10 protein-coding genes are annotated in these 18738 nt (G+C 54.1%); 8 read left to right on the forward strand and 2 right to left on the reverse strand.

Annotation, left to right across the window (positions count from 1 at the left end; translation table 11 throughout):
* Positions 1-176: 176 nt before the first annotated feature.
* Together WHS46_13920 and tkt are read right to left on the reverse strand one after the other, a co-directional pair.
* Positions 177-1340, reverse strand: a complete 1164-nt coding sequence (locus tag WHS46_13920; GenBank protein MEJ5349773.1) for an aminotransferase class I/II-fold pyridoxal phosphate-dependent enzyme — start codon at positions 1338-1340, stop codon at positions 177-179.
* Between the two features lie 33 nt (positions 1341-1373).
* On the reverse strand, positions 1374-3362 hold the full coding sequence (gene tkt / locus WHS46_13925) for a transketolase (protein ID MEJ5349774.1): 1989 nt from the start codon (positions 3360-3362) through the stop codon (positions 1374-1376).
* A gap of 826 nt (positions 3363-4188) precedes the next feature.
* Here tkt and WHS46_13930 point away from each other — a divergent pair.
* The 8 genes from WHS46_13930 (at position 4189) to WHS46_13965 (ending at position 18730) form a co-directional block, all read left to right on the forward strand.
* Positions 4189-7446, forward strand: a complete 3258-nt coding sequence (locus WHS46_13930; GenBank protein MEJ5349775.1) for a PAS domain S-box protein — start codon at positions 4189-4191, stop codon at positions 7444-7446.
* A 284-nt stretch (positions 7447-7730) separates the two neighbouring features.
* The gene (locus WHS46_13935; protein ID MEJ5349776.1) at positions 7731-12137 is read left to right on the forward strand and encodes an NAD(P)-binding protein; all 4407 of its coding nucleotides are present in this window, start codon (positions 7731-7733) and stop codon (positions 12135-12137) included.
* A gap of 24 nt (positions 12138-12161) precedes the next feature.
* Positions 12162-12638, forward strand: a complete 477-nt coding sequence (locus WHS46_13940; protein ID MEJ5349777.1) for a hydrogenase iron-sulfur subunit — start codon at positions 12162-12164, stop codon at positions 12636-12638.
* Positions 12639-13589 carry a 4Fe-4S dicluster domain-containing protein gene (locus WHS46_13945; protein MEJ5349778.1) on the forward strand — a complete coding sequence of 317 codons (951 nt, stop codon included), beginning with the start codon at positions 12639-12641 and terminating at the stop codon, positions 13587-13589. It abuts the gene before it with no gap.
* Between the two features lie 53 nt (positions 13590-13642).
* Positions 13643-14695 (forward strand): 4Fe-4S dicluster domain-containing protein, encoded by a 1053-nt coding sequence (locus WHS46_13950; GenBank protein ID MEJ5349779.1) that lies wholly within the window; start codon positions 13643-13645, stop codon positions 14693-14695.
* A gap of 8 nt (positions 14696-14703) precedes the next feature.
* On the forward strand, positions 14704-15552 hold the full coding sequence (locus WHS46_13955) for an FAD/NAD(P)-binding protein (GenBank protein MEJ5349780.1): 849 nt from the start codon (positions 14704-14706) through the stop codon (positions 15550-15552).
* A 106-nt stretch (positions 15553-15658) separates the two neighbouring features.
* Positions 15659-16885 carry a (Fe-S)-binding protein gene (locus WHS46_13960; protein ID MEJ5349781.1) on the forward strand — a complete coding sequence of 409 codons (1227 nt, stop codon included), beginning with the start codon at positions 15659-15661 and terminating at the stop codon, positions 16883-16885.
* Positions 16886-17443: 558 nt separating this feature from the next.
* Positions 17444-18730: a hypothetical protein gene (locus WHS46_13965; GenBank protein ID MEJ5349782.1), complete on the forward strand. Its 1287-nt coding sequence runs from the start codon at positions 17444-17446 to the stop codon at positions 18728-18730.
* Positions 18731-18738: the final 8 nt, after the last annotated feature.

The following is an 18738-nucleotide window of genomic DNA, read 5'->3' on the forward strand; positions in this document are numbered from 1 at the left end:
GTTTGCATAGAAATGTTTTGCCCAGGATGAAGACAGTGACTCATCCCCTTTTTTGCGGGTCCATGAGCCAAGCGCATGGCCTTTTCCATGGTTTCGGCATTGTCCGTGGGGAAGCTTCATAGCGTGTTTCCCCCCTTGAGAGCGTCCCCGGTGTTTTAGGTGATAACTCGCCGATTTTAATGCACTTCCCGCAGGGCCTGGTCCAGGTCCTTTAGAAGATCTTCCGTATCTTCAATGCCTACGGAAAGTCGAATGAGCGACTCACGAATGCCCATGTTTTCTCTTTGCGCAGGGGAAACAGAGGCATGGGAGGTTTCTGCGGGAAAACAGGCGAGAGATTCCACCCCTCCGAGGCTTACGGCCGGTTGAAAAAGAGTGAATCGTGCCATAACGCGGTGAGCGGTTTCGGCGTTTCCTTTAGGTTCAAAGGAGAGCATGCCGCCGAACCCTCGCATCTGACGGACGGCGATGGCATGATCGCCATGTTCTGCAAGTCCTGGGTAGTAAACTCTTTCCACGCGAGAATCCCGAGCGAGAAAAGAAGCCACCGCCATCCCGTTGTGGTTGTGACGGGCGACGCGTAACGCCAAAGTCTTGAGCCCTCTTTCCAAAAGAAAGCAGTCATAGGGGCTCAAACTGGGTCCGTACAAGGACACTACTGAAGACACAGCGGCCAAAAGTTCGGCACGACCCACGACGACGCCGCAACACAAGTCACTATGTCCGTTCAAATACTTCGTGCCGCTATGGACCACCAGATCAATCCCAAAGTCCAAAGGGTTTTGGTTGATAGGCGTGGCAAAAGTGTTATCCACCACTGTGAGAACGCCGCGGGATCGAGCCAATTGTGCCAAAGCTTCCAAGTCCAAAATTTTCATTAAAGGGTTTGAAGGAGTTTCCACATAGATAAGGCGGGTTTCGGGACGTAAGGCTGCTTCAAAGTCCTCAATGCTTTGGGAATCCACCCACGAAACCTGAATCCCTCGACGTGGCAGTTCTTTTTGGGTCAAGCCTAAAGTCCCGCCGTAAAGGTCCCTCTGCAAAACCACATGGTCTCCGTTCTGACAAAAGGCCAGAAACACGCTGCTTATGGCCGCCATACCGGAAGACACCACAATGCCGGCTTGGGCGTTTTCTAACGCAGCGATTTTTTCCGCTACAGCCATCTGGCCTGGAATGTTTTGATAACGCGGGTAAACCACATGCCCCAAAGGGCCGGGCACGCGGAACGCCGAGGACGCAAAGATGGGGGTGTTGACCCCGCCTGCCACTGTATCTGCAAAGGTGCCTGCATGGACACATCGTGTGGACAATCCCCAATCCCATCTGGCTTTGTCCATGATTTTTGATCCTTTCGTTTCTTTTGGAAAAGCTCAGGCGCCTACCCGTTCCACCACATTCAAAGCCGTAGCCACCACGTTTTCAACGTTGAAACCCAATTGTTTCATGAGCAAGGATCCAGGAGCCGAAGCTCCGAAACGGTCCAACCCGATGACAGCCCCGTAAGATCCAACCCATCGATGCCAGCCCATGGAAGATCCTGCCTCCACAGCGCATCGTGCAAGAATTTCGGGAGGCAGGACAGCGTTTCGGTATTCCTCCTCTTGCCGTTCAAAAATTTCCCAAGAGGGCATAGAAACCACGCGGGTTGGAATCCCTTTTTCGTGTTCCAGAACCTTTTGGGCTTGGAGAGCCAGATGGATTTCGGAGCCCGTGGCGATAAGGATGAGGCGGGGAGGTATGGCACTTTCCGAGAGCACATAGGCCCCTCTGGAGACACCTTCAAAGATCTTGGCGCGGTCAAGATCCAAAATTGGCACATTTTGGCGTGTCAGAGCCAAGGCCGCAGGACCGTCCGTTTCCAGAGCGATCTTCCAGGCCGCTGCCGTTTCGTTGGCATCCCCGGGACGAAGGACCGTCAGGTTGGGAATGGCTCGAAGGGAAGCCAAATGTTCCACAGGCTGATGAGTGGGGCCGTCTTCGCCGACCCCGATGCTATCGTGAGTGAAAATGTAAATCACTTTGGTTTTCATGAGTGCCGCCAGACGAATGGCCGGGCGCATGTAATCGGCGAAAACAAGGAAAGTTCCCCCGTAGGGACGCACGCCGCCGTGCAGGGCCATGCCGTTAAGAATGGCGCCCATGGCATGTTCTCTTACGCCGAAATGCAGATTGCGGTCACCTCCCTGAGCCAGAAACGTCTTGTTGGACGGAGCCAGATCGGCGGATCCCCCCATGAGGTTTGTCACGGTTTGAGCCAATGCATTGAGAACGATACCGGAAGCATTGCGGGTCGCCATAGACCCTTTCGAAGCATCGAAGGTGGGAAGCGATTTTTCCCAGCCTTGCGGCAGTGTTCCGGAAAGATAGTTGTTCAGAAGAGTGGCTTCTTCGGGATAGGTTTCGGTATAGCGGGCTAAAAGAGCGTGCCATTGTTCTTGGAGCCTTTGTCCTTCAGGAACAGCCCTTCGCATGCTTTCACGAACATCTTCAGGCACGTGAAACGGTTGATCCGCAGGCCATCCGTAGCATTCCTTGGTCTTTTGCGCAGCCTCAGGACCTAAGGGTTCGCCGTGGCAGGCGGGATTGTTTTCTTTGGGACTGCCGTAGCCGATGAGAGTCCGGACGGCGATCAGGGAAGGACGATCAGCGACGCTTTTGGCCTTTACGATGGCCGCATCGATCGCTTCCAGATCGTTGCCGTCCGGGACGCGTTCCGTATGCCATCCATAAGCTTGAAAGCGTTGTAGCACGTCCTCCGTAAAGGTTAAGGCCGTATCCCCTTCGATGGTGATGTGATTGTCGTCATAGAGGTAAATAAGTTTTCCCAGTTTCCAGTGTCCCGCCAGAGAAGCCGCTTCCGAAGCAACACCTTCCATGAGGTCTCCGTCGGAAACCAGCCCATAGGTGTAGTGATCAACAATAGGAAACCCTGGCCGGTTGAACCTTTGGGCCAGCCACTTTTCCGCCAAAGCCATGCCGACACCCATGGCAAAGCCTTGACCTAAAGGACCCGTGGTGCATTCAACTCCGGGTGTCAGACCGTATTCGGGATGCCCAGGAGTTTTGCTGTTCCATTGGCGGAAATTTTTGAGTTCTTCCAGGCTGAGATCATAGCCCGTCAAATGGAGCAAGGCATAAAGGAGGGCGGATCCGTGTCCTGCGGACAAAATGAATCGGTCTCGGTTTGCCCAAAAAGGATTCAAGGGATTATGGCGAAGATGGCGGCTCCACAACACATAGGCCATGGGTGCTGCCCCTAAAGGAAGTCCGGGATGGCCCGACTTGGCCTGTTCCACCATATCCACCGCCAAGAGCCGAAGGGTTGTTACGCACCGTTCATCCAGCTTGTCCGCTTGCATGTCTTGCTCCTTGTCGCCACCGATATGCTACCCCGAAATTCCAGACACAGCCCATAAATTCCCCGCACTGGTGCCTCACCTGAAACACAATGTCAAGTCACCACATGAGCATGCCGCAAAAACAGCAGCCCGTGATCTTTTGCATGGAGGCGGACTGTTTTGTTTGCACTGAAAAAATTGAACATGCCTCAACGCAAAATGCACCCTGATCTTTTATGGGCAGCCCCACATGTCCGCTTCGGAACCTCCACCCTGTACGGTCCTTCACGTCGGGTTGTGCAGGTTCCCCAACATCCGTAGGGCCGGAACCCGTCTGTCCGTCCCGTCTTCCGCCACCTACAGTGGGTTTCGGGGCGCACACATCGGTGCGCCCCTACAGAATCGTGTGGTTTCCCCTCGGCATGAACAGATTTTCGGCCACGCCATGGATTCCTCCTTGGAAACACTCCCTGCGGGGTAAATTCTATGTCAGCCGAGAAACAAACCCCTGTAAGGACGGAACGATGGATTCGTGCCAGAACCTTAACCCTATATGGTCCTTCTCTTCGGCCTGCGCGAGTTCTCCAACATCCGTAGGGACGGACCCGTATGTCCTTCTCGGAATCCCCTGGTATGGGTCGGGTCATACGGGTCACACACCGGTGTCCCCTCACCGATTGGTTTTGGGCGCAAAGTTTCGGGTTGTCCTGCAGTATCAATGCGTCACCGTGAACATAAACGACCCCATCGGAATATTGACAACTTTCCGTCACATCAGGCATAAGCGATTTCGCTGTGCGTGTGGCGAAGCTTCCCTGTTTCCCTCCTTCCATCAGGAGCATGTTCCATGAGGCCGAAGCATCGAGGTCATTGGCCGTTTTCGGCGCAAGGGATCGGTGCAGCCGTCTGTATGCTGTGGGTTCTTCTCATCTTTATGGCCCCGACTTCATGGGTGAGGGCGGCTGCTGAAGGGCCCCTGCGCGTCGTTCTCGATGACAATTATCCTCCATATATCTTTCGAAATCCCGAAGGGCGCCTTCAAGGTATTCTGGTGGACCGTTGGGCTTTGTGGGAAAAGGTTACGGGACGTCCTGTGGAACTTCTGGCCATGGATTGGGCGATAGCGCAGCAGGTGTTTCGCCAAGGTCAAGCGGATTTGATCGACACGATCTTTCTCACACCCGAACGCGCCGAACACTACTCCTTTGGAAAGCCCTACGCTGAAATTCCTGTGAGTATCTTTTACCATAAAACCATCTCGGGCCTTGGGGATGTCGAATCCCTCCGAGGTTTTGCCGTCGCGGTGAAGGAAGGTGACGCCTGCATCGAGGTTTTACGCGCCAAGGGTGTCACAAACTTGGTTTTATATTCCAGCTACGAAGCCATTGTGCGGGATGCCGCCTCGGGAGCGGTCAAGATTTTTTGTATCGATGATCCTCCGGCCTATTACTTTATGACCAAATACGGCGTGCTTGAGGATTTCAAGCAAGGCTTCACACTGTATTCTGGCTGGTTTCATCGAGCGGTGCTCAAAGGCCGAGAAGATGTGCTGCAGGCTGTGGAGCAGGGTTTTGCAGCCCTTTCTCCGAAAACCCTTGAAGACATCGATCGAAAATGGATGGGAACGCCTTTGAAGTCACGCTTTCCCTGGCGCCTTATTGGATGGATCGTCGGGTCTCTTGGCCTTTTAGTTTTTGTGAGCTTTATGTGGGTGGGACTTTTGAGAGCCCGCGTGCGCCAAAAGACGCAAGAAATCGCCGCTCTTTTGGAAGAAAGCCGAAAACAACAGGAAATTCTTCGCATCACCTTCAGGAGCATGGCTGAGGGCGTAATCACGACGGACAAGGACGGGATGATCCAGGACATGAACCCCTTGGCAGAAAAGCTTACGGGTTGGAATCTCGCTGATGCTCGAGGCCGACCGTGTGCCGAAGTTTTTCGAATCATTAATGAAAAAACGCGATCACCCGTGGAAAACCCAGTAGCCTTGGTGTTGGAGAAGGGACTGACCGTCGGGCTGGCCAACCACACCTTGCTTATTGCTCGAGACGGCACAGAACGTCCCATTGCCGACAGCGCAGCTCCTATGGTGGATTCTTCTGGACGCATCCTTGGCTGCGTGCTGGTCTTTCGAGACCAGACGGAGGAACGTCGCACCTTGTCCTTGCTTCATGAAACTTTGGAAAAGTATCGACTGACACTCCAATCAGCGTCCATGAGTTCCTGGGAGTGGGATGTGCTGAGGCGGCAAGTGGTGCGGGATGCTCTGTGGGCCGAACGCCGAGGACTGGATTCATTAAAGGCTTACATGGATGAAAAAATCTGGTCTGAAGCGGTGCATCCGGAAGATCGCCCGAAAGTGTTGGCTCGGCTTCGAGAGCACCTGGAAGGGAAAACACCCTATTTTGAAGCGATCTACCGTGTTCGGACCGCCAAGGGCGACTATGCCTGGATGCTGGACCGTGGCAAAGTGATCGCTTGGGATGAAGCGGGAAAGCCTGCGCGCTTCATTGGTGTTGAAACCGATATCACCGCACAAAAAACCATGGAAGCCCGTTTGCGACTGCTGACACGGGCTGTGGAACAAAGTCCCATATCCATCGTCATTACGGATCCATCCGCACAGATTGAATATGTCAATGAACAGTTTTGTCGGGTCACCGGCTACAGTCCTCAGGAAGTGATCGGCCAAAATCCGAGAATTCTAAAGTCCGGACAAACCCCTCAAGAAACCTACGAGGCTCTCTGGAAAACACTGAGCCGAGGCCAAGTATGGCGAGGAGTGTTTTGTAATCGAAAGAAAGATGGCACGCTTTTTTGGGAAGATGCCGTGATTTGTCCCATTGTGGATGACAGAGGGCATATCAGTCATTACCTGGGCATGAAGCGCGATATCACGGCGGAACGGCAATTGGAAGATCAACTGGCTCAGGCGCAAAAACTGGAATCGGTGGGGCGTTTGGCTGGAGGCGTCGCCCATGATTTTAACAACGCATTACAGATCATTATGGGGTATGCCGAGGTGGCCTTGGGTTTTGTGGATTCCAAGGATCGCGTGCACCGGATGCTTAACGAAATCCACAAGGCCGCACAAAGGTCGGCCGGCGTGGTACGACAACTGCTCACCTTTGCGCGCAAGGACGTCATTCGCCCCGTGCCCTTGAACCTGAACGACCATCTGGCGGAAACCCATCGCATGCTTCAAAGGCTTATCGGCGAAGAGATTGTTTTGGAAATGCGACCCGGACGTGACTTGTGGCCGATTCTTTTGGACCCTTCCCAGGCGGATCAAATGGTGGCGAATCTGGTGATCAATGCCCGGGATGCCATCGATCGCACTGGCAGAATCACCCTGCAAACGGAAAACGTCACCTTGGATGGAAGCCAAAAGGCGGGCCCTGTCTTCATTCCCAAAGGCCAGTATGTACGACTGACGGTGATGGATACCGGATGCGGCATGGATGCTCAGACGCTGGAACGCATCTTCGAGCCCTTTTTTACGACAAAGGAAGTGGGCAAGGGCACAGGGTTGGGATTGTCCACGGTGTACGGCATTGTGAAGCAAAACAGGGGGTGGATCGATGTGACGAGCACACCGGGACGAGGGACACGGTTCGAAATTTACTTTCCTCGCTTGCTCACGGATGAGGAACGTCAAGCCACGGAGACGGGGCTGTTAAAGGAAGAAGATTTTTACGGGGCTGGAGAAACGGTCCTTTTAGTAGAAGACGAACCCGTCGTTCTGGAACTGGCTCAGTCGATCCTGGAAAACAGCGGCTATCGTGTCCATGCTTTTCCCAATCCTAGGGCCGCCCTGGCATGGGCGGAAAAAACACGGGACCCTGTGCACCTGTTGTTAACCGATGTGGTCATGCCGGAGATGAGTGGTCGAGAACTTTGGGATCATATGACGAAAACCCATCCCGAAGCGGCCTGTCTCTTTATGTCCGGTTACACAGCCGATATGCTTCTGCACCGCGGGGTTGGTGCGGAACAATCCTTTTTTATTCACAAACCGTTCACAAGGGAAGCCCTTCTGTGGAAAATTCGTGAAGTGCTCTACAGCAAACCGGCCCATCTACCGAAACTGGTCGAAAAAGCCTGAACCCAAAGGATCGAAACACCTGATTCCTTTCCCATCTGCTTTTAATTCAGCTGTTTGAATAAAGAGTTGGGCCATGTGCCACAGCGGCTTGACTCTATTAGAACCCCTGCTTTATAACCCCAAGGGATTTCGGCCGTGCAGCAAACTTGTCCGTCCCGTTGTCTTCTTTTTGACACCGGAAATGGGGCTTAGAGCGCAGCGCGGTCGATCCCGAGCGGATTATCTTATGGAATCCTGGGTGGATAGGGAGAAAGACGATGAATTCGAGCGGAACTGGAAACCCCATGGTCGGATCGGTCCTGGTGGTCGGCGGCGGCGTTGCAGGCATGCAGTCGGCCTTGGATTTGGCGGAAATGGGCTATTATGTGTACCTGGTGGAAAAAGAACCGTCCATCGGGGGTGCGATGGCCCAATTGGACAAGACGTTTCCTACCAATGACTGTGCCATGTGAATTATCTCTCCCAAACTGGTCGAGGTCGGCCGGCATTTAAACATTGAGGTTTTGACCCTGAGTGAAGTGGAAGAACTGAGCGGGGAGCCTGGAAATTTTCGGGTCAAGGTTCGCCGAAAACCTCGTTTCATCGACCTGGAAAAATGCACGGGCTGTGGAGAATGTGCCCGTGTGTGTCCCGTGACCCTGAAAAACGAATTCGACATGGGTTTAAGCGAGCGGCGGGCGGCCTATCGCCTTTACCCTCAAGCGGTTCCGGGAGCCTTTGCCATTGAAAAGCGTGGGACTTCTCCGTGCAAGGCCACCTGTCCCGCCCATATTTCGGTTCAAGGTTATGTGGCCTTGGCGGCCCAGGGGCGGTACCGGGAAGCCTTGGAGCTGATCAAGAAGGATAATCCTTTGCCGGCTATCTGCGGGCGTGTGTGCCATCATCCCTGTGAGACCGCCTGTATGCGGGGCAAAGTGGATGAGCCGGTGGCTATTGACTTTATCAAGCGCTACATCGCCGATTTGGATCTCAAGGCGGAAACTCGGTTTGTTCCTGAAATCAAGCAAAAGCGGGAAGAAAAGGTGGCCATTATCGGGTCCGGCCCCGCGGGTTTAACCTGCGCCTATTACTTGGCGCAGGAAGGTTACCGGGTCACGGTCTTTGAGAAGCTTCCGGTTCTGGGAGGGATGCTCACGGTAGGTATTCCCGCCTATAGGCTGCCTCGGGATATCATCGAGGCGGAGATTCAGGTGATTCGTGACATGGGGGTGGAGTTCAAAACCGGAGTGGAAATCGGGAAGGACTTCACCATCGGGCAGTTGCGCGAGCAGGGTTACAAGGCGTTTTTCATCGGCATCGGAGCCCATGAGTGCAAGAAGCTGGGCATTGAAGGCGAAGATCTGGAAGGGGTGTATTCCGGGGTTCAGTTCTTGCGGGAAGTGAACCTGGGGAATCGAATCTTTCTTGGGGATCGCGTGGCGGTGGTGGGCGGCGGCAATGTGGCCATGGACTGTGTCCGCACGGCGCTGCGCACGGGATCCAAGAAACCTTTTATCGTGTATCGGCGCAGTTTGGCGGAAATGCCTGCCAATGAGGAAGAGATTGAAGAATGCCATGAGGAAGGCATCGAGATTCTCACCCTGACCAATCCCGTTCGTATCATTGGGGAAAACGGGAAGGTCAAGGCCATCGAATGCGTGAAGATGGCTCTTGGGGAACCGGATGCGAGCGGTCGTCGTCGGCCTGTAGAAGTGAAGGGGTCCAATTTTATTCTGGAAGTGGACGCGGTCATCGCCGCCATCGGGCAGGAGACGGATTGGTCGTGTCTCACGCCGGAATGTGCCTGCTCTTTGAGTGATTGGCGAACCATCAAGGTGGATCCCCTGACCTTGCAGTCGGACGATCCGGATATTTTTGCCGGAGGTGATGCGGTTACGGGACCACGGACGGTCATTGAAGCCATTGCGGCCGGCAAGGAAGCCGCCGTGTCCATGGATCGGTTTTTGCGCGGCGAAGATTTACGTCAAGGGCGAGAAAAGCGCTGGGAAGCGGTCCAGAATGTGCCGACGGAAGGCTATGATCGGATACCTCGAGAGCGCATGCCTCGCTTGAGCCCCAAGGAGCGCCTTGGAAACTTTAACGAAGTGCAGTTGGGATTCACGGAAGAGCAGGTACGCCGGGAAGCTCAAAGATGCTTGGACTGCGGCGTATGTTCGGAATGTTACCGCTGTGTGGATGCCTGTTTGGCCGACGCTGTGGTCCATGAGGATCAAGAACATGTTCAGGAACTTCAGGTTGGGGCCGTGATTGTGGCTCCCGGTTTTGAACCTTTTGATCCCAGCATTTACGACACGTACGGTTACAAACGATTGCCCAACGTCATGACGGCCATGGAATTCGAGCGGCTGCTTTCGGCGTCGGGGCCGACCATGGGCCATGTGGTGCGGCCTTCGGACCACAAGGAACCCAAAAAGATCGCGTGGCTTCAGTGTGTGGGTTCTCGAGACATTCATCACTGCGACCATGCTTACTGTTCGGCCGTCTGTTGCATGTATGCCGTCAAGGAAGCGGTCATCGCCAAGGAACACATCGGAAAAGACCTGGATACGGCCATTTTCTTCATGGATATGCGCACCCATGGCAAGGATTTCGAAAGATACTACAACCGGGCAAAGGAAGAACACGGGGTGCGGTTTATTCGTTCTCGAGTCCATAGCCTGGAAGAAGTGCCGGGTAGTGGCGGTGATGTGGAAGTATCCTACGTCACGGAAGACGGCCGGGTGGTTTCGGAAGTGTTTGATCTGGTCGTCTTGTCCGTGGGCTTGCAGACCCCTGCGGAGGCGAAGGCTTTGGCCGAGCGATTGCAAGTTCGCCTGAACGATGATCTTTTCGCCGAACATTCTTCTTTTGATCCTGTGGCGTCTTCCCGACCCGGTGTCTTTGTGTGCGGTGCTTTTCAGGGCCCGAAGGATATTCCTCAATCGGTAATGGAAGCCAGCGCTGCGGCGGCGGCTGCCGGAAGCCTTTTGGGGGCGGTCCGGGGCACTTTGGTCAAGGAAAAGGAAATTCCGGCGCAGCGTAACGTCTACGGGGAACCTCCTCGCATCGGGGTTTTTGTGTGCCATTGCGGTATCAACATCAGTGGCGTGGTGGATGTCAGAGCCGTGGCCGAGTACGCCAAGACGTTGCCTTATGTGGAATATGTCGCGGACAATCTCTACTCCTGTTCCCAGGACACTCAGGAAGTCATGAAAAAGGTTATTCGCGAACACAACCTGAACCGCATTGTGGTGGCGGCATGCACTCCTCGGACCCATGAACCCTTGTTTCAGGAAACCATGGCCGATGCGGGTTTGAACAAATACCTGTTTGAAATGGCCAACATTCGAAACCAGGATTCCTGGGTGCATGGCATGGATCCGGCCATGGCGACGGAAAAAGCCAAAGATTTGGTACGCATGGCCGTGGCCAAGGTGGCTCTCCTGGAACCTCTGCCTGAACCGGAACTGGCCGTGACGCGGCGAGCTTTGGTGGTCGGCGGGGGTGTCTCCGGCATGACCGCTGCACTGTCTCTAGCCGATCAGGGGTATCCTGTGAATTTGGTGGAAAGCGGCCCGCAGCTTGGCGGCCAGGCTCTGAGGCTTCACAAGACGTGGCGTGGGGAGAATATCGGCGCCTACGTGGAGCAGCTGCGTCAAAGGGTGAACGAACATCCCCTCATCACCGTTCATCTGAATGCGCGTTTGACCGCTGTGGAAGGTTTTGTGGGTAACTTCAAGTCCACGATTCAAAACGGAGCCGAACCGATCACGGTGGAACACGGTGTGGCCGTCATCGCCACAGGCGGTCGAGAATGGAAACCCAATGAGTACCTCTACGGGCAAGATCCTCGGGTTTTGACGCATCTGGAGCTGGACGAGAAGCTGCGTACAGACGATGCTGCGCTCACTCAGGCCAGGTCCGTGGTCTTCATTCAGTGTGTGGGAAGTCGGGAACCGGAGCGGCCTTATTGCAGTCGAGTGTGCTGCACCCACACCATTCAGAGCGCGTTGGAAATTAAAAGGCGTCAACCCGACACCGATGTCTATGTACTCTACCGGGATATTCGAAGTTACGGGGAACGAGAAAGGCTCTACCAGGAAGCACGCCGAGCCGGTGTGCTCTTTATTCGTTACTCCTTGGAAGACAAGCCCAAGGTGGAACAAAACGACGGTGCCTTAAGAGTCACCGTCACAGATCACATTTTACGTCGACCCTTGGTGTTGACGGCCGATCTTATCACGCTGGCCACGGCCATACTCCCCAATGCCGACGAATCTTTGGCCCAGTTGTTCAAAGTTCCCATGAACGAAGACGGGTTTTTGATTGAAGCTCATGCCAAGCTGAGGCCTGTGGATTTTGCCACCGACGGTGTTTTTCTCTGCGGCCTGGCCCATTATCCCAAGCCGTTGGATGAAAGTATCGCCCAGGCTCAAGCGGCGGCGGCTCGAGCAGCCACGATCTTGGCTCGGGATCGCATCTATTTTCCCGGCACGGTGGCTCGTACCAATCCGTTCCTGTGCAGTGCGTGCGGCACATGCGTGGCCATTTGTCCTTATTCGGCGCCTCGGTTCAATGAGCGGGGTCTGGCGGAAATCAATCCGGCCCTGTGCAAGGGATGCGGCTTGTGTGTGGCGTCGTGCCGTTCAGGAGCGATCCAGCTCCAAGGGTTCGATGATGCCCAAATCTTTACCATGATCGACAGCCTGTAAAAGGCGATGCCGGGAGCGAATACGATGAATGCCTGGGAACCCAAAATCATAGCGTTTCTTTGCAACTGGTGCTCTTACGGAGCGGCGGATCTGGCCGGTGTAAGCCGGTTGCAGTATCCGGTAAACATTCGAGTGATTCGCGTGCCGTGCAGCGGCCGAATCAATCCCAAGTTTCTCTTGGCGGCCTTGCGCCATGGTGCCGATGGCGTCTGGGTGTCCGGTTGCCATCCGGGGGATTGCCATTACATCGAGGGCAACTATTATGCCCGCCGAAAGTTTGCTCTGCTTAAAAATTTCCTGGAGCATACGGGCATCGAACCGGGACGGCTTCATTTTTCATGGATTTCTTCGGCGGAGGCTTCCAAGTTTGCCGAGACGGCTCGAGAAGTGGTGGAAGCGGTGCGGGCCGTGGGGCCGGCCAAGCATTTCATCAAAAGGAAACCGGAATGGGACGATCTTGAGGCGCCTTTGAAAGCGGCCTGTCAAGTTGAGGTGGCATAGATGCACGCGTACACGAAAAAAATTCGGGAAGCTGCCCAGCGTCTTTTGGTGGAAAAGAAGGTGGACGGGGTGATCGGGTTTCGTCAGGGGACGATTCCCATGATGAGTGAGCCTGTCATGATCCGCCATGTCGATCAGGTGGATCAATTGGTCTGGAACAGTTTCTGCGGCGTGAATCTCGCCAATTACCTCGTCAAGCGCAAAGACCGTGTGGCGGTGGTGGCCAAAGGGTGTGACAGTCGCAACATGGTCCTTCAGATGCAAGAAAATCAATTTCAGAGGAATCAGCTCTATATCCTTGGAGCCCCATGTCACGGCATGGTGGATCGACGCAAGATATGGGCTTTTTTGAAAGGGCGGGAGCCTTTGCAGGTCACGGAAAACGGTCCCGAACTGCATGTGTCGGGAAAAGGCTTTGAAGAGGTGCTTCGGCGTGAGGAATACCTGCAGGACAACTGCCGCATTTGTACGCACCGCAACCCTGTGATCTACGATGAACTTCTTGGGGATTTGGTGTCGGAACAGACGGGAGTCGACCGCTACGAGGACGTTCGGCGCGTGGAAGCCATGCCGCCTCAAGACAAATGGCGTTATTTTGAGGAGCTTATCGCTTCCTGCATTCGCTGTTATGCGTGCCGAAACGCTTGTCCGATGTGCTATTGTCCCACTTGCTTTGTGGATGAATCGAGGCCCCAATGGGTGGGGAAGACACTGGATGCCACGGACACCCGCACGTTTCATCTGCTACGAGCCTTTCATTTAGCCGGGAGATGCACGGACTGTGGGGCTTGTGAACGGGCCTGTCCCATGGGGATTTCCGTTCGCCAGTTCACCAAGAAATTGGAAAAGGATGTGAAGGAACTCTACGGCTATGAAGCGGGCTTGGTCATGGAAGGGCGGCCGCCTTTAGACACCTATAGACCCGATGACCCGCAGGATTTTATCAAATGACGCCAATCCAGAGCGCGCATCAGCCGAGAACCAATGCGATAGAGGATGGATCCATGCTGACAATCTATGTGCCAAAAGAAAAAATGCCCCTTCTGATCGGCCGTATCATGGACAAAGCTCGAGTCTTTGCGCCGGTCAAGGAAGGTGACACTTACCGATTTCGGCTTTTGGACCGGCCCGACAAAGCGGATTTGTCTTATCAGAACACGCGCCTCTCTCCCAAGGAATTGATGCATCCTCAGCAGGAAGCCATGTTTCGCTTCAGCCTCAAAAAAGGCGACCCCAAGGAAGGGATTTTGGCGGAGATTCCCAAGGATTTGGGAAAACGCGTCGTGTGGGGCCTTAGACCTTGCGATGCCAAGGCGTTTCAACTGGTGGATGTCAACTTCGTCACGGAACAATACGTGGATCCGTGGTGGCGAAAGCGCCGTCAGGCCACTGTACTCGTGGGGCTTGGCTGCCATGAACCGTGCAGCACATGCTTTTGCACTTCCGTAGGCACCGGCCCTTTTGATCGAACAGCCCTGGATGTGCTCATGACCGAACTGCCCGAAGGCTATCTTTTGGAGGCGGTGACGGAGTCGGGGCAAGATCTGCTGGCTGACATCGAAGAAGGTCGACCGGCCGATGAGGACATTCGAGCCCAGGCAGCATCCATCGCCCAGGAAGCGGAACGAAGCCTGCCTCGGTTGTTGTCCCCCGAGCCTCTTCGAGACAAACCCATGACGGAGCTTTTTCAGGCTTCTTTTTGGGAAGAGGTCCAATTCGCCTGTATCAATTGCGGGACCTGTACCTTTCTGTGCCCCACATGCTGGTGTTTCGACATTCAGGATGAAGTGTATCAGCACGAAGGGGTGCGTCTACGTCTGTGGGATGCCTGCATGTTTCCTTTATTCACGTTGCATGGGTCCGGTCATAATCCGAGAAATCAAAAATTGCAGCGGGTGCGCCAAAGATTCATGCACAAGTTCAAATACTATGTGGACAAGTACGGAAACGGGCCGGCGTGCGTGGGCTGCGGACGATGCGTGCAGTACTGCCCTGTGAATATCGATATTCGACGGGTTGCAGGGATGATGGCGGCTTCCTGTGTGTGCCCGACCTAATGTGGAGGATGGACGTGAAGAATCCCTATTTGCCTTACCCGGTCAGAATTCAGGACATCATCACGGAAACCTCGGATCGTAACCTGAAAACTTTTAAGCTCGTTTTTTTGAACAAAGAAGATGAAGCGGCTTTTCAGTATATGCCCGGACAATTCGCGGAACTGTCCGTGGCCGGTCAAGGGGAAGTGCCTATCGGCATCGCTTCGTCACCCACGGAAAAGGGTTTTCTCATGTTCACCGTGAATCGAGTGGGCCGGGTGACGACTTACCTGCATAACATGAAACCTGGGGAAATCATGGGTGTGCGCGGTCCCTTGGGCAACTGGTACCCATGGGATGAAATGAAAGGCAAAAACGTGGTGATTATCGGTGGCGGTTTCGCCTTTACCACCCTTCGGTCTTCCATTGTCTGGTTGCTGGATCCCGCTCACCGAAAGGACTATGGGGACATTACAGTGGTTTATGGAGCCCGTAATCCGGGTCTGCTCCTTTACAAGGACGAGCTGGTGGCTTGGGAACGGCGTGATGACATCACCATGCATCTTACCGTGGATGCCACGGACGATCCTCAGTGGAAGTACAACGTGGGCTTTGTTCCTGCCGTCACCAAGGAAAAAGCGCCCAGCGCCGAAAACGCCTATGCCATTGTGTGCGGCCCGCCCATCATGATCAAGTTCACGCTGCCCGTTCTTGCCGATTTAGGATTCCCGCCCGAGCGCATCATCACCAGCTTGGAGATGCGCATGAAATGCGGCATCGGCATGTGCGGCCGCTGCAACATCGGCACGGAATACGTGTGCAAGGATGGTCCCGTGTTTTCCATGCAAAAACTGGCTTCCTTGCCCAATGAGTACTAGGTGTCCAAGAACGAAGATCTTGGGAAAAATTTCTTTTAACTGAACCGAGCTTGTGTTACGTATAGGTGGAACCAATAAAACGGGAACCGAGTCAGGGGAGAGAGCTATGGAGCCGTTGCTGTTGACGAAAAGAGAGAGGCGCAAACTGGCGAGCCAGTACGCCGAGCTGTGCCTGACGTGCGGCACCTGCGCCGGTGGGTGCCCTGTCACGGGGGTGGACGGCTTGGATGTGCGCAAGGTGGTACGTCTGGCCGTTTTGGGTCTGGACCAGGAAGTGGTGGACTCCAAATTCCCATGGGTCTGCACCCTGTGCGGTCGTTGTGAGTACGCTTGTCCCATGAATATCGATCTCTTGAAGCTGCTTCGTTCCGCCCGCAGCATGCGTGATCGGGACAAGGTACCGGGGGTGCTTCACAAGGGTGTGGAGATGTGCCTTAAGACCGGAAACAACGTGGGTATTCCTGAGGAAGATTTCCGGTACCTGCTGGAAGATTTGGCCGCCGAACTGGCTGAAGAGTTGCCCGGGTTTGAGATCCCCATCGACAAAAAGGGAGCCAAGTATCTTTTCACCATCAATTCCAAGGAGCCCTTCGCCGAACCCGAGGACATGATGTTTTGGTGGCGTATTCTTTATGCCGCCAATGAATCCTGGACGATCGCTTCCAAGAACTGGGAAGGGGTGAACTGGGGCTTGTTTACAGGCGACGATGCGGCCATGAAAGAAATCGTGGGACGCATCGTCCAGAACTACAAGGAACTCGAATGCGAGTACCTGGTCTTACCCGAGTGAGGGCACGCCTACTATGCGACCAGGCTTGGTCTGCAAAATTGGTTTGCCGATGAAGGCGTGAAGTTTGTCAGCATTCATGATCTCCTGAAGCAGTACCTGGAAGAAGGGCGTATCAAGGTGGACAAATCCATCCACCATGAACTGACCACCTACCATGACCCATGCAATTACGCTCGAAAGAGTGAACGAGCTTTTGGGCATGGCTATTACGAAGAGCCTCGTTGGGTGGTGCAGCAATGCTGTGAGCATTTCGTGGACATGTACCCGAACCGGGCCAACAACTATTGCTGCGGCGCCGGAGGCGGGGCGTGGGCGGCTCCGTATGTAGAGGAACGCATCTTTTACGGACGTGTCAAGGCCAAGCAGATCAAGGATACGGGTGCCAAGCTGCTCATTGCGCCGTGCCACAACTGCCGCGACCAGATCATGAAGAGTCTGCGCAAAGAATACGATTTCATGGATGTGGAAGTGAAATACCTTTGGGAATTGGTGGCGGATTCGCTCATCATCGAGCCTCGAGAGGAAGCGGAAGAGGAAGAATAGATTCTCGAAGGTTTTGAAGCTTCGCGAGCCCCGGAAACACGGCATGGTTTCCGGGGCTTTTTCTTTGCCTGCGTGGTTTTTAGCTTTTAGAATAGGGTGAATTGCAGCCGCAAGAATTTTTGGGATCGGAAAGGACGGGCCTAAGCATCTTTGTCCTTAGGACGGCGAAAGGCTTGGGCGAAGTTCTCAAGCGTGTTTGCCGATGCAACGATAAAATCGGCGGGCGGCAACGTGTAGGAGCGAACCCATGTGTCCGCCCCCAAAGCCGCCGGTATGGGAAGGAACAATGGTGGCCCACACAGAGGTGCGCCCCTACAGCCGGGGGACATGCCCCCAGGTGGGCGGACCCATGTGTCCGCCCCCTGTACAGCCGTAATGGCAAGGCCAATGGGGGAACACACACCGTTGCGCCCCTAAAGCCATGGACCGGATGGAAATTCAGAAAAACGTTTGCCTTGACACCGAGACTCATGGCCTGCTCTGGATCAAAGAACACTTTGCACAACCTAGTTTTCAAACAGCCTGGCGAACGAGGTCAAGCAATGGTTGGAGAAAAGCATGAGCAAGAAAAAGAAACCAGCCGATCTTCTGAAGATTTCCGAAAATGAAAAGGCGGAATTGAGCTTTTTTATGGACCGCCTTCGCATGCAGGACCCTCAAGGACCCAGCCTGGAGAACTGCTTAAGAAGCCTTAAACAGTCTTTGTTGCAGCGTGAAGCCCTTGCGGCGGCCTTGCTGGAAGCTTTAAGCCACGAAGGCGGTCCTGTGTGTTTTCGAGCTTTTTGCGCCCTGCAAGAAATCGTTCAGGATAAACGTTTGACACGCATCGTGCGCCAGGCGGCTTATCGGTTTCGACAAAAGGGATTCGTCGTCTGTGAAGCTTCCGCTCCCGTGCAAGATTCTTCCCCGGTGGTTCTTGTCAAGGCGCAAGAAATGAAAAACGAAGCTTATCTTGCAGCTTCCGCTAAAGATCACATGTTTCAATATAGTGCCTACGTTTTTTCAAAAAGCGAGGACAGTCCCTGTGTCATCCTTATGACGCTCGGCGCAGGTTTTTCCTGTGAACTTTTGGGAATCTATTCCCTGTCTAGAAGAGAATTTAAGGATAAACTTCGAAAAATAGCCGACTTTTTGGAAAGCCCGATACGCGAGGTGTCTTTAGGGCACATGGCCCGTGTGCATGAGACCCTGGTGTCTTTCAACCGCATTCCCGCTGAATATAGAACGGATGTGCCAATGGTTCGAAGACTTCTCGAACCTTACGTTCTCGAAGACCCTCGCCCCTACTTCCTTCAGATGTGGGATCAAAAAGGGCTAGCCCCCTTAAGAGAAGTGGATCTTCCTGATCTTGTGGACTTTATTACCTCAAATCTGGAAGTTGTGCCTTATGAGGGACTTTTTTCCGACAAATCGGCTCTTGAGCGATGGGTGACGGGTTTGAAAACTATCCAAGACGGTGTGATCAGGATTCCTCGGTATCTTGCTGAAGAACGTCTGGATAAAAGCCTCGGTGAAGCGACGCGAGAGTTATTCCCTCTGGAGGTGTGTCGCGGTCTTGCCAAGGACTGGGAAGAGGTGGCTCTGTGGACCCTGCTGAATGAAGACGATCCTTTTCGAGTGGAAAAGGTCTTCGCCCTTTCCGAGCACGCTCAAGACCTTAAAGATTCGGGATCCAGCCCGGTTATGAGACGCATCGTGGAGTTGGCCATGGCCATTTTTTTCAACTTCTTCACTCCGGATCTGAATGCCGATCTTCGGCGCCTTGAAAAGATGGAGAAGGAACTCGACGAAGGACTGAAGCGAACCCCTTCGGGGCTTTACGTCCCTCGCGGGGTCTTGGAATAAAGACAGGG

The sequence above is a fragment of the Desulfosoma sp. genome (assembly GCA_037481875.1).
Lineage (GTDB): Bacteria > Desulfobacterota > Syntrophobacteria > Syntrophobacterales > DSM-9756 > Desulfosoma.